Raw genomic sequence first — 13653 nt, 5'->3', positions numbered from 1 at the left:
GAAGTGAAACGCCGTAGCGCCGATGGTAGTGTGGGGTCTCCCCATGCGAGAGTAGGGAACTGCCAGGCATCAAATAAGTGAAGAAGCCCATCCTGCCGGATGGGCTTTTTTGCGTCTGCGTGGGATGAAAACCGCCGGATGCACCGGACTGAATGTATGTTGTAGGCCTGATAAGCACAGCGCATCAGGCACTCCCGATGGCATTTTGCCGGATGCGGCGTATCGCCTTATCCGGCCTACAACGGCACCACAAGGTAGGCCTGATAAGCGCAGCGCATCAGGCACTCCCGGCGGCATTTTGCCGGAAGTAGCGTATCGCTTTATCCGGCCTACAACAGTCTACATCATTACCCGAGCACCAGTTTCAGTAGCGGATACGGTCGTCCGAGATCGTCTACTTCCGTGCGTCCCGTCACTTTAAAGCCCATCTTCTTATAAAACCCCACCGCTTGATCATTTTGTTCGTTAACGTCAGTCGTCAGTGTCGATGTTAACGATAAAGCATGTTCAATCAGCAGCTTACCGACACCGCTACCGCGCATATCCGGATCAACAAACAGAGCATCTATATGCTGTTCGGTCAGCAGCATAAATGCGACTGGCTCATCATTTTCCGTTACCGCAACCCAGAGCGGAGCTTCTGGCAAAAACGAACGTACCAGCTCTTCCAGCTCAATTCGGTAATCAGGTGAGAGAAAATGGTGCGTGGCATCGACTGAACGACACCAGATAGAAACTAACTTCTCGCCTTCGTCCCGGCGTGAACGACGAATGGTCAGGGCCATAGCATTCTCCTTTTATGTTAACTGCACTATTCTACAGCAAGGAACCGTGAAACTTTCTCAACTTGAACATGCAAGCTCGACATTCACATGATTCCTGGGTATCTTCAGCTATCTGGATGTCTAAACGTTTAAACGTATGTAGTGAGGTTATCAGGTTATGCCAATTCGCGTGCAGGACGAGCTACCCGCCGTCAGTTTCTTACGTGAGGAAAACGTCTTTGTCATGACGACATCCCGCGCTTCTGGCCAGGAAATTCGTCCACTGAAGGTACTTATCCTCAACCTGATGCCCAAGAAGATTGAAACGGAAAACCAGTTCCTGCGTTTACTGTCGAACTCCCCCCTGCAGGTGGATGTTCAGCTGTTACGCATTGATGCCCGCGAGTCACGCAACACGCCAACGGAACATCTGAATAACTTCTACTGTAATTTCGAGGATATCAGCGATCAGAACTTTGACGGGCTGATCGTGACCGGTGCACCACTGGGCCTGGTTGAGTTTAACGATGTGGCATACTGGCCGCAGATTAAACAGGTGCTTGAATGGGCCAAAGATCACGTCACATCGACGCTATTTGTCTGTTGGGCGGTACAGGCCGCACTGAATATTCTTTATGGCATTCCAAAGCAAACCCGCACAGATAAACTCTCTGGCGTTTATGAGCACCATATTCTGCATCCTCATGCGCTGCTGACGCGTGGTTTTGATGATGCGTTTCTGGCTCCGCACTCTCGCTATGCAGATTTCCCTGCTGCACTGATCAGGGACTACACCGATCTTGAGATCTTTGCGGAAACAGAGGAAGGGGATGCCTACCTGTTTGCCAGCAAAGATAAGCGTATTGCCTTCGTGACGGGTCATCCGGAATATGATGCCCACACATTGGGTAGCGAGTATTTTCGGGATGTAGAGGCGGGTTTAACACCGGAAGTACCGTATAACTACTTCCCCAAAAATGATCCGCAAAACAAACCGCGAGCGACCTGGCGTAGTCATGGCAATTTGCTGTTTACCAACTGGCTCAACTATTACGTCTACCAGATCACGCCATATGATCTGCGTCACATGAATCCAACGCTGGATTAATCTTCTGCGGTAAACGATCCTTAAGCGTTTCAGCATGTTGAATCAGGCACCTTCGGGTGCCTTTTTTATTTCCGAAATGCACCTCACGGTGTAATTAATTTTTATTTTTATTGTTATCAATAGGTTAATTGATAATTAAATTAAAAATGGAAATTGTTTTTGATTTTGAAATTTAAATGGGTAGTCTTAGTTGTGCTGAACGAAAACCGCACAACGATCCTTCGTTCGCATTGGGAATGTGTTTGGATCAATGACGAGGAACTACGCAATGAATCAACAGGCAACAACAACCGATGAGCTGGTCTTTACCAGGCCGCATGGCGAGCAGGAACAGCAAATTCTGACTGCAGAGGCGGTTGAGTTTCTGACTGAACTGGTGACACGATTTACGCCAAAGCGCAATAAACTTCTCGCTGCTCGTATCCAGCAGCAGCAGGATATTGATGACGGTAAGTTGCCTGATTTTATTTCGGAAACAGCTTCCATTCGTGAAGGTAACTGGAAAATTCGCGGAATTCCTGATGATTTACTGGATCGCCGCGTAGAGATCACCGGGCCCGTTGAGCGCAAGATGGTGATCAACGCACTGAATGCGAACGTCAAAGTTTTTATGGCTGACTTTGAAGATTCGCTGGCACCTGAATGGAGCAAAGTTATCGACGGGCAGATCAACCTGCGCGATGCGGTCAATGGCACCATCAGCTACACCAACGAAGCCGGTAAAATTTACCAACTTAAACCTGACCCGGCCCTGCTGGTATGTCGTGTGCGCGGTCTGCATCTGCCGGAAAAACACGTCACCTGGCGTGGCGAATCTATCCCTGGCAGCTTGTTCGACTTTGCCCTCTATTTCTTCCACAACTACAAAACGTTGCTGGCAAAAGGTAGTGGTCCCTATTTCTATTTACCAAAAACACAGGCCTGGCAAGAAGCCGCCTGGTGGAGCGAAGTATTCAGTTATGCAGAAGACCGCTTTAATCTGCCGCGCGGTACCATTAAAGCCACGCTGCTGATTGAAACGCTGCCGGCCGTCTTCCAGATGGATGAAATCCTGCATGCCCTGCGTGACCATATTGTGGGTCTGAACTGCGGTCGCTGGGATTACATTTTTAGCTATATCAAAACGCTGAAGAATCACCCGGATCGCGTGCTGCCTGACCGTCAGGTGGTGACGATGGATAAGCCTTTCCTCAGCGCCTATTCACGTCTGCTGATTAAAACCTGCCATAAACGCGGTGCCTTTGCGATGGGCGGCATGGCCGCGTTCATTCCCAGTAAAGACGCCGAGCGTAACAACCAGGTTCTGGCCAAAGTAAAAGCCGATAAATCGCTGGAAGCAAATAACGGTCATGACGGGACCTGGGTTGCACACCCTGGGCTGGCTGATACCGCGATGGCGATTTTCGATGAGGTACTGGGCGATAACAAAAACCAGCTGTTTGTGACCCGCAATGAAGATGCACCGATTACCGCAGAACAACTGCTGGCGCCTTGTGAAGGTGAGCGTACCGAAGAAGGCATGCGCGCCAACATCCGTGTCGCGGTGCAGTACATCGAAGCGTGGATCTCAGGCAACGGCTGCGTACCGATTTACGGTCTGATGGAAGATGCGGCCACCGCCGAAATCTCCCGTACTTCCATCTGGCAGTGGATCCACCACCAGAAGACGCTCAGCAACGGCAAGCCGGTTACCAAACCGCTGTTCCGTCAGATGCTGGCCGAAGAGATGCTGGTGATTCAGGACGAGCTGGGCGAGCACCGCTACAGCAGCGGGCGTTTTGATGATGCCGCGCGCCTGATGGAGCAAATCACTACCTCTGATGAACTGATCGATTTCTTGACCCTGCCAGGCTACCGCCTGCTGGCGTAATCCACCACATAACAATATGGAGCATCTGCACATGAAAACCCGTACTCAACAAATCGAAGAATTACAGAAAGAATGGACTCAACCGCGCTGGGAAGGCATCACCCGTCCATATAGCGCGGAGGAAGTGGTGAAATTACGTGGCTCGGTTAACCCGGAATGCACGCTGGCGCAGCTTGGTGCAGCGAAAATGTGGCGTTTACTGCACGGTGAGTCGAAGAAAGGGTATATCAACAGCCTCGGTGCGCTGACAGGGGGTCAGGCACTGCAGCAGGCGAAAGCGGGCATCGAGGCAGTCTATCTTTCTGGCTGGCAGGTCGCGGCAGATGCCAACCTGGCGTCCAGCATGTACCCGGACCAGTCACTGTATCCGGCGAACTCTGTCCCGGCAGTGGTGGACAGGATCAACAACACTTTCCGTCGTGCGGATCAGATCCAGTGGTCAACCGGTATTGAGCCGAACGATCCGCGCTACGTGGATTACTTCCTGCCGATAGTGGCCGATGCGGAAGCGGGTTTTGGCGGCGTACTGAACGCGTTCGAACTGATGAAGTCGATGATTGAGGCCGGTGCAGCGGCCGTTCACTTCGAAGATCAGCTCGCATCCGTCAAAAAATGCGGTCATATGGGCGGCAAAGTGTTGGTGCCGACCCAGGAAGCCATCCAGAAACTGGTAGCCGCTCGCCTGGCAGCTGACGTGATGGGCGTACCGACACTGGTGATTGCCCGTACCGATGCCGATGCGGCAGATTTGATCACCTCTGACTGTGATCCGTACGACAGTGAATTCATCACTGGCGAACGCACCAGTGAAGGCTTCTACCGTACGCATGCGGGTATTGAGCAGGCGATCAGCCGTGGTCTGGCGTATGCGCCGTATGCGGACCTGGTATGGTGTGAAACTTCCACGCCAGACCTTGAGTTGGCTAAGCGTTTTGCCGATGCGATCCACGCTAAGTACCCTGGCAAACTGCTGGCCTATAACTGCTCGCCGTCATTTAACTGGCAGAAAAATCTGGACGATAAAACCATCGCCAGCTTCCAGCAGCAGCTGTCTGACATGGGCTATAAATACCAGTTCATTACCCTGGCGGGCATCCACAGCATGTGGTTCAACATGTTCGACCTCGCACATTCCTATGCGCAGGGCGAAGGCATGCGCCACTACGTTGAGAAAGTTCAGCAACCAGAATTTGCTGCAGCCAAAGACGGGTATACCTTCGTTTCCCATCAGCAGGAAGTGGGGACAGGCTACTTCGATAAAGTGACTACCATCATTCAGGGTGGCGCCTCTTCAGTGACCGCATTAACGGGCTCTACCGAAGAATCGCAGTTCTGATCACTGCCCGGTGGCGCTACGCTTACCGGGCCTACAAAAGAATGTAGGCCGGATAAGCGAACGCGCCATCCGGCATGACGTTGTGCCGGATGGGAGAAATCGATGTCGCGTGGCCTGGAATTACTGATTGCTCAAACCATCCTGCAAGGCTTTGACGCGCAGTATGGTCGATTTCTGGAAGTTACCTCTGGCGCGCAGCAGCGTTTTGAACATGCCGACTGGCATGCTGTTCAACAGGCGATGAAAAGTCGTATCCACCTTTACGATCATCATGTGGGTCTGGTGGTGGAACAACTGCGCTGTATTACTGACGGTAAAAGCACCGACGCGGGTTTTTTACTTCGCGTGAAAGAGCACTATACCCGGCTATTGCCGGACTACCCTCGCTTCGAGATTGCGGAGAGCTTTTTTAACTCCGTGTATTGTCGGTTATTTGACCACCGCTCGCTGACTCCCGAGCGGTTGTTTATTTTCAGCTCTCAGCCAGAACGTCGATTTCGCACTATCCCACGCCCGTTGGCGAAAGACTTTTTCCCCGATTCTGGTTGGGAATGGCTGCTCACGCGTGTCCTCAGCGATCTCCCTTTGCGTCTGCCGTGGCAGAACAAACAGCGAGATATCCACTACATCATCGGACACCTGACGGAAACCTTTGGCGGGGAGGTGTTGTCGCGCTGCCATTTACAGGTGGCAAACGAACTGTTTTATCGCAACAAAGCTGCGTGGTTGGTCGGGAAGCTCATTACACCTTCGGGGACGTTGCCCTTTCTATTACCGATACACCGTACTGATGAAGGCGAGCTGTTTATCGATACCTGCCTGACCACGACGGCGGAAGCCAGTATCGTGTTCGGCTTCGCCCGCTCCTATTTTATGGTTTATGCGCCACTGCCCGCAGCAACGGTGGAGTGGCTGCGTGAGATACTACCCGGCAAAACCACAGCTGAACTGTACATGGCGATTGGCTGCCAGAAGCACGCGAAAACGGAAAGCTATCGTGAATATCTGCTCTATCTTGCCGGGAGCGATGAACAGTTTATTGAAGCGCCGGGCATTCGCGGCATGGTGATGCTGGTGTTTACACTGCCGGGCTTCGACCGGGTCTTTAAAGTCATCAAAGACAAATTTGCACCGCAGAAAGAGATGTCGGCTGCCCATGTTCGGGCTTGCTATCAACTGGTAAAGGAGCACGATCGTGTCGGTCGGATGGCGGATACCCAGGAGTTCGAGAACTTTGTGCTGGATAAACGGCAAATCGACCCGGCGCTGATGGCGCTGTTGTTACAGGAAGCACCGGAAAAAATTACTGACCTCGGCGATCAGATTGTGATTCGCCATCTGTATATCGAACGGCGGATGGTGCCGCTGAATATCTGGCTGGAACAGGTTGAAGGCCAGCAACTGCGTGATGCCATTGAAGAGTATGGCAACGCGATTCGCCAACTGGCAGCGGCCAATATTTTCCCCGGTGATATGCTGTTTAAGAACTTCGGCGTGACCCGTCACGGACGGGTGGTGTTCTACGATTACGATGAAATTTGCTACATGACGGAAGTGAATTTCCGCCACATCCCACCACCGCGTTATCCGGAGGATGAGATGAGCGCAGAGCCGTGGTACAGCGTGTCGCCGGGAGATGTCTTCCCGGAAGAGTTTCGCCACTGGCTATGTGCCGATCCACGTATCGGACCATTATTTGAAGAAATGCACGCCGACCTGTTCAGCGCCGACTACTGGCGTGGTCTGCAAACGCGGATTAAAAACGGACATGTGGAAGATGTTTACGCCTACCGGCGCAAACAGCGTTTCAGCGTGCGTTATGAAACCGATCGTAGGCCGGATAAGGCCTTTGCGCCGCCATCCGGCAATGTGCGCCGTGCCTGATGCGCTACGCTTATCAGGCCTACAAATCTGCCCTAACCCTGGACAGTAGGCCGGGTAAGGTGTAGCCGCCACCCGGCAACCCCATCTTAACGAAACCCGCCGTACGCCAGTGTAACTTCTTTTGCTGCTTTGATAGCCAGTGCGCCAAACTCGGTAACGCGGTCGTCGGTAATACGTGAGATTGGCCCTGAGATAGAGATGGCGGCGAACGGCTCGCGGTGCTCGTCATAGATGCATGATGCCACGCAGCGCAAACCCAGCGCATGTTCTTCATCATCAAACGAATAGCCACGTTTGCGTGTTTGCGCGAGATCTTCTTTCAGATGGACGGGAGAAACCAGCGTGGCGTGAGTGTAGGCGTGTAATCCTTTTCGGTGCAGCAGGCCGGTAACCTGTTCTTCGCTCAGTTGGGATAAAAACGCCTTACCCGCGCCGGAGGCATGCATCGGCAGTTTGCCACCGATGGGAGCAGACATACGCATCAGCTGTGTACACTGAACCTGGTCGATAATAATGGCCTGATGGTCGCTCTGATCCAGCACGGCCAGATTTACCGTCTCACCAGAGTCTTCCATTAGCTTGCGCAGAATCGGGTGAACAATCGCCAGCAGGTTGCGGCTTTGCAAAAAGCTGCTGCCAACAATAAACGCATGTGCGCCCACGGCCCAGTGGCCTAATTCACCCACCTGACGGACAAAACCCTGCTGCTGCATGGTCGTCAACAACCGGTGAGTGGTGGAGTTAGGCAAGCCAGCCTGTTGCGCCAGCTCGGTCAGCGCTACGCTACCGTTGGATTCTGCAATCCACTCAAGCAGTTTCAGGCCTCGGGTCAAAGATTGAACCTGCCCGGTTGCAGGCGTAGTAGTGGCAGCGGGTTTTCTACCGCGTTTCGCGGGGACAGTGGCAACCATGGCAGACTCCTTTTCTGTATCGTGGAAATCATTTTCGTTTTATTCGATTATAATGCAAGAATTCCTGCACTGATCGGATGAGTGAAGCTGAACATGTCTCATGTTGCCCGTTGTTTGCTTTTCCGTCTCTCAGGTTTGTGCCAGTATGACCTGTTGAGTTTTTTTCGGTCTGGTTGAGCGTCGTCGGGAGCGAGTGTGAGCAGCAAAGTTGAACAATTACGTCAGCAGTTAAAAGAACGTATTCTGGTATTGGACGGCGGTATGGGCACCATGATCCAGGGTTACCGTCTGAGTGAAGAAGATTTCCGCGGTGAACGCTTTGCCGACTGGCCATGCGATCTAAAAGGCAACAACGACCTGTTGGTGCTTAGCAAACCGGACGTGATCACCGCGATTCATAACGCCTACTTTGAAGCAGGCGCGGATATCATCGAAACCAACACCTTTAACTCCACGACTATCGCTATGGCGGATTACCAGATGGAATCCCTGTCGGCGGAAATCAACTTTGCCGCGGCGAAACTGGCGCGCGCCTGCGCGGATGAGTGGACGGCCCGTACACCGGAAAAACCGCGCTACGTCGCTGGCGTACTGGGCCCAACCAACCGCACGGCATCTATCTCGCCAGACGTAAATGACCCGGCTTACCGCAATATTACCTTTGATCAGCTGGTGGCCGCCTACCGCGAATCCACCAAAGCGCTGGTGGAAGGCGGCAGTGACCTGATCCTGATTGAAACTGTTTTCGATACCCTCAACGCCAAGGCGGCGATTTTTGCGGTGAAAACAGAATTTGAAGCACTGGGTATTGAACTGCCGATCATGCTCTCCGGCACGATAACCGATGCCTCCGGACGTACGCTCTCCGGCCAGACTACCGAAGCGTTTTATAACTCGCTGCGCCACGCCGATGCGCTGACCTTCGGCCTGAACTGTGCCTTAGGCCCGGACGAGCTGCGCCAGTATGTGCAGGAGTTGTCGCGCATTGCCGAATGCTACGTGACCGCACACCCAAACGCCGGGCTGCCAAACGCCTTTGGTGAGTACGATCTCGATGCCGACACCATGGCGGCGCAAATCCGTGAATGGGCCGAAGCGGGCTTCCTTAACGTGGTGGGCGGCTGCTGCGGTACCACGCCGGAACATATCGCCGCCATGAGCCGCGCGGTGGATGGCTTGCCGCCGCGCCAGCTGCCGGAGATCCCGGTAGCCTGTCGTCTGTCCGGCCTTGAGCCGCTGAACATCGGTGACAACAGCCTGTTTGTGAACGTCGGCGAGCGTACCAACGTCACCGGTTCGGCGAAATTTAAGCGCCTGATTAAAGAAGAGAAGTACAGTGAAGCGCTGGACGTGGCTCGCCAGCAAGTGGAAAGCGGCGCACAGATTATCGATATCAACATGGATGAGGGGATGCTTGACGCCGAAGCGGCGATGGTGCGTTTCCTCAACCTGATCGCTGGGGAACCGGATATCGCCCGTGTACCGATTATGATCGACTCCTCGAAGTGGGACGTCATCGAAAAAGGGCTGAAGTGCATTCAGGGTAAAGGCATCGTTAACTCTATCTCGATGAAAGAAGGGGTAGAAACCTTTATTCACCACGCGAAGCTGCTGCGTCGCTATGGTGCGGCGGTGGTGGTGATGGCCTTTGATGAACAGGGGCAGGCGGATACCCGTGCACGTAAAATCGAAATTTGCCGTCGGGCGTACAATATTCTCACCGAAGAGGTGGGTTTCCCGCCGGAAGACATCATCTTCGACCCGAACATCTTTGCGGTTGCAACGGGTATCGACGAGCACAACAACTATGCTCAGGACTTTATCGGTGCGTGCGAAGATATTAAACGTGAACTGCCGTATGCACTGATCTCTGGTGGCGTCTCCAACGTGTCGTTCTCGTTCCGCGGCAACGACCCGGTGCGTGAAGCCATTCACGCGGTATTCCTCTACTACGCCATACGTAACGGCATGGATATGGGGATCGTCAACGCCGGACAGCTGGCGATTTATGACGACCTGCCTGCCGAGCTGCGCGATGCGGTTGAAGACGTGATCCTTAACCGCCGTGACGATGGCACCGAACGACTGCTGGAGCTGGCTGAGAAATATCGCGGCAGTAAAACCGACGACACGGCGAACACCCAACTGGCGGAATGGCGTAGCTGGGACGTGAAAAAACGCCTCGAGTACTCGCTGGTGAAAGGCATTACTGAATTTATTGAGCTGGATACCGAAGAAGCGCGTCAGCAGGCTGCGCGTCCGATTGAAGTTATCGAAGGGCCGCTCATGGATGGCATGAACGTCGTTGGCGACCTGTTTGGTGAAGGCAAAATGTTCCTGCCACAGGTGGTGAAATCCGCCCGCGTGATGAAGCAGGCAGTGGCCTACCTTGAGCCGTACATTGAGGCCAGCAAAGAGAAAGGCTCCAGCAACGGTAAGATGGTCATCGCGACCGTGAAGGGCGACGTGCATGACATCGGCAAAAACATCGTGGGTGTGGTGCTGCAATGTAACAACTACGAAATCGTTGATCTGGGTGTGATGGTGCCGGCGGAGAAAATCCTCAGAACGGCGCGTGAAGTGAATGCCGACCTGATTGGTCTCTCGGGGCTGATTACCCCGTCGCTGGATGAAATGGTCAACGTGGCGAAAGAGATGGAGCGCCAGGGCTTTACCATTCCGCTGTTGATTGGCGGAGCGACCACCTCCAAAGCGCATACCGCGGTGAAAATCGAGCAGAACTACAGTGGCCCGACGGTGTATGTGCAAAACGCCTCGCGTACCGTTGGCGTCGTTGCCGCGTTGCTTTCCGATACCCAGCGTGACGATTTTGTTGCCCGTACGCGTAAAGAGTACGAAACCGTGCGTATCCAGCATGCGCGTAAAAAACCGCGCACCCCACCGGTAACACTGGCCGCAGCGCGTGAAAATGATCTGGCATTTGACTGGGAAAGCTATACCCCGCCGGTGGCCCATCGCCTGGGCGTACAGGAAGTTGAAGCCAGTATCGAAACGCTGCGCAATTACATCGACTGGACGCCATTCTTTATGACCTGGTCGCTGGCTGGAAAATATCCACGTATCCTGGAAGATGAAGTGGTGGGCGAAGAGGCGAAGCGCCTGTTCAAAGATGCCAACGATATGCTGGATAAACTCAGCGCTGAGAAGACGCTGAATCCGCGTGGCGTTGTTGGTCTGTTCCCGGCCAACCGTGTTGGTGATGATATCGAGATCTACCGTGATGAAACACGGACGCACGTGCTTAACGTGAGTCATCATCTGCGTCAGCAAACGGAAAAAGTGGGTTTCGCCAACTATTGCCTGTCTGACTTCGTGGCACCGAAACTGAGCGGCAAGGCGGATTATATCGGTGCTTTTGCGGTCACTGGTGGTCTGGAAGAAGACGCGCTGGCGGATGCTTTCGAAGCGCAGCATGACGACTACAACAAGATCATGGTGAAAGCGATAGCCGACCGTCTGGCTGAAGCGTTTGCGGAATATCTGCATGAGCGCGTGCGTAAAGTCTACTGGGGTTACGCGGCGAACGAAAACCTCAGCAATGAGGAGCTGATCCGTGAGAACTACCAGGGGATTCGCCCGGCACCTGGTTATCCGGCGTGTCCTGAGCACACCGAAAAAGCCACCATCTGGGAACTGCTGGATGTGGAAACGCACACCGGGATGAAGCTGACCGAGTCCTACGCCATGTGGCCAGGCGCATCGGTCTCTGGCTGGTATTTCAGTCATCCGGACAGCAAGTACTACGCCGTGGCGCAAATCCAGCGCGATCAGGTTGAAGACTATGCGTTCCGTAAAGGGATGAGCGTAGCGGAGGTTGAGCGCTGGTTAGCGCCGAATCTCGGCTACGATGCCGATTGATTCACAAAACTGTCATCTTTCTTTACAACAAACAGGGCGCTCAATGAGTGCCCTGTCTCTTTATTACGTTTAAACCCTTATACTGAAAGGGGGCCGTTGCCGGATGGCGGCGTAAACGCCTTATCCGGCCTACATAGGGATGATTTGTAGGCCTGATAAGCGCAGCGCCATCAGGCAAATGAGCCTCAAAAAACCATAAAAATAAGGAGAACCTGATTCCGTGCTAACTCTGTTACACCTGCTTTCTGCTGTTTCTATGCTGGTCTGGGGTACGCATATTGTGCGTACCGGCGTGATGCGTGTCTTTGGTGCCCGTTTACGCACTGTGCTCAGCCGTAGTGTTGAAAAGAAGCCGCTCGCCTTTTGCGCGGGGATCGGCGTGACTGCTCTGGTGCAAAGCAGCAACGCTACCACTATGCTGGTGACCTCGTTCGTCGCGCAGGACCTGGTGGCGCTTACCCCTGCGTTAGTCATTGTGCTGGGTGCCGACGTGGGGACCGCGCTGATGGCGCGTATCCTGACCTTCGATCTCTCCTGGCTGTCGCCCTTGCTGATTTTTATCGGCGTCATTTTCTTTCTTGGGCGCAAGCAGTCTCGTGCCGGACAGCTAGGCCGGGTAGGTATTGGTCTGGGGTTGATTTTGCTGGCGCTGGAGCTGATTGTGCAGGCGGTAACGCCGATCACTCAGGCCAATGGTGTACAGGTGATTTTCGCCTCACTCACCGGCGATATCATGCTCGATGCGCTGATCGGCGCCATGTTCGCGATTATCAGTTACTCCAGCCTGGCGGCAGTTTTGCTGACGGCAACGCTGACCGCAGCGGGCATTATCTCGTTCCCGGTGGCGCTGTGCCTGGTGATTGGCGCCAACCTCGGCTCTGGCCTGTTGGCGATGCTCAACAACAGCGCTGCGAATGCCGCTGCTCGTCGTGTGGCGCTCGGCAGCCTGCTGTTTAAGCTGGTGGGCAGCCTGATTATCCTGCCGTTTGTTCATCCGTTGGCGAATTTGATGGATGAGCTGCCGCTGCCGAAATCTGAACTGGTTATCTACTTCCACGTGTTCTACAACCTGGTGCGCTGCGTGGCTATGGTACCGTTTGCCGAACCGATGGCGCGTTTTTGTAAACGTATTATCCGTGATGAACCCGAACTGGACGCGCATCTGAAACCTAAGCATCTGGATGTCAGCGCGCTGGATACACCAACGCTCGCTCTGGCGAATGCTGCCCGCGAAGCCCTGCGTATTGGTGATGCGATGGAGCAAATGATGGAGGGGTTGAAGAAGGTGATGCATGGCGAACCGCGCGAAGAAAAAGAACTGCGCAGGATGGCCGATGACATCAACGTATTGTATACGGCCATCAAGCTCTATCTGGCGCGTATGCCTAAAGATGAGCTGGCGGAAGAAGAGTCGCGTCGCTGGGCAGAAATTATCGAAATGTCGCTCAACCTCGAGCAGGCTTCCGATATCGTTGAACGTATGGGCAGCGAGATTGCCGATAAGTCGCTGGCGGCGCGGCGGGCATTTTCCGTCGAAGGGTTAAAAGAACTGGATGCGCTCTACGATCTGCTGCTCAGTAACCTGCAACTGGCTATGTCGGTGTTCTTCTCCGGTGATGTGACCAGCGCCCGCCGCCTGCGGCGTAGCAAGCATCGCTTTCGTATTCTGAATCGTCGTTATTCGCATGCTCACGTCGACCGCCTGCATCAGCAGAACGTGCAGAGCATTGAGACCAGTTCCCTGCACCTGGCGCTGTTGGGCGATATGCAGCGTCTGAACTCACTGTTTTGCTCCGTGGCTTACAGCGTGCTGGAACAGCCGGATGAAGATGACGAGCGTGAGTACTAACGAGGACAGGTGAAATGTTGCCCGGTGGCGCAGTCCGGTAGGCCGGATAAGG

8 protein-coding genes are annotated in these 13653 nt (G+C 53.8%); 6 read left to right on the top strand and 2 right to left on the bottom strand.

From position 1 onward, the window contains the following. Window positions 1-347: 347 nt before the first annotated feature. Complete coding sequence (locus tag QMN38_RS23680; RefSeq protein WP_137381224.1) at window positions 348-785, bottom strand: acetyltransferase; 438 nt, start codon at window positions 783-785, stop codon at window positions 348-350. Between the two features lie 157 nt (window positions 786-942). Here QMN38_RS23680 and metA point away from each other — a divergent pair, with 157 nt between their 5' ends. The 4 genes from metA to aceK all read left to right on the top strand — a co-directional run bounded on the left by metA (window position 943) and on the right by aceK (window position 6962). Further along, window positions 943-1872: a homoserine O-acetyltransferase MetA gene (metA, locus tag QMN38_RS23675; RefSeq protein ID WP_271441888.1), complete on the top strand. Its 930-nt coding sequence runs from the start codon at window positions 943-945 to the stop codon at window positions 1870-1872. A gap of 268 nt (window positions 1873-2140) precedes the next feature. After that, entirely contained in the window at window positions 2141-3742 is a 1602-nt protein-coding gene (gene aceB, locus QMN38_RS23670) for a malate synthase A (protein ID WP_271441889.1), read from the top strand. A 31-nt stretch (window positions 3743-3773) separates the two neighbouring features. Beyond that, window positions 3774-5078 (top strand): isocitrate lyase, encoded by a 1305-nt coding sequence (gene aceA, locus QMN38_RS23665; protein WP_003826506.1) that lies wholly within the window; start codon window positions 3774-3776, stop codon window positions 5076-5078. Window positions 5079-5180: 102 nt separating this feature from the next. Then, window positions 5181-6962 (top strand): bifunctional isocitrate dehydrogenase kinase/phosphatase, encoded by a 1782-nt coding sequence (aceK, locus tag QMN38_RS23660; RefSeq protein ID WP_323606205.1) that lies wholly within the window; start codon window positions 5181-5183, stop codon window positions 6960-6962. An 86-nt stretch (window positions 6963-7048) separates the two neighbouring features. Here aceK and iclR read toward each other — a convergent pair whose 3' ends face one another. Beyond that, window positions 7049-7873 carry a glyoxylate bypass operon transcriptional repressor IclR gene (iclR, locus tag QMN38_RS23655; protein ID WP_137381219.1) on the bottom strand — a complete coding sequence of 275 codons (825 nt, stop codon included), beginning with the start codon at window positions 7871-7873 and terminating at the stop codon, window positions 7049-7051. A gap of 195 nt (window positions 7874-8068) precedes the next feature. Between iclR and metH the strand changes: the two genes are divergently transcribed. Both metH and QMN38_RS23645 read left to right on the top strand, forming a co-directional pair. Further along, a complete protein-coding gene (metH, locus tag QMN38_RS23650) occupies window positions 8069-11752 on the top strand; it encodes a methionine synthase (RefSeq protein ID WP_323606203.1) in 3684 nt (1227 codons plus the stop codon). Window positions 11753-11972: 220 nt separating this feature from the next. Beyond that, on the top strand, window positions 11973-13601 hold the full coding sequence (locus QMN38_RS23645; RefSeq protein ID WP_271441892.1) for a Na/Pi cotransporter family protein: 1629 nt from the start codon (window positions 11973-11975) through the stop codon (window positions 13599-13601). Window positions 13602-13653: the final 52 nt, after the last annotated feature.

This window comes from Citrobacter sp. R-1.5.2 (genome assembly GCF_035064245.1).
Lineage (GTDB): Bacteria > Pseudomonadota > Gammaproteobacteria > Enterobacterales > Enterobacteriaceae > Citrobacter.
Note: the sequence above shows the minus strand (reverse complement) of the source record. Positions and strands in the feature narration are given on the sequence as shown.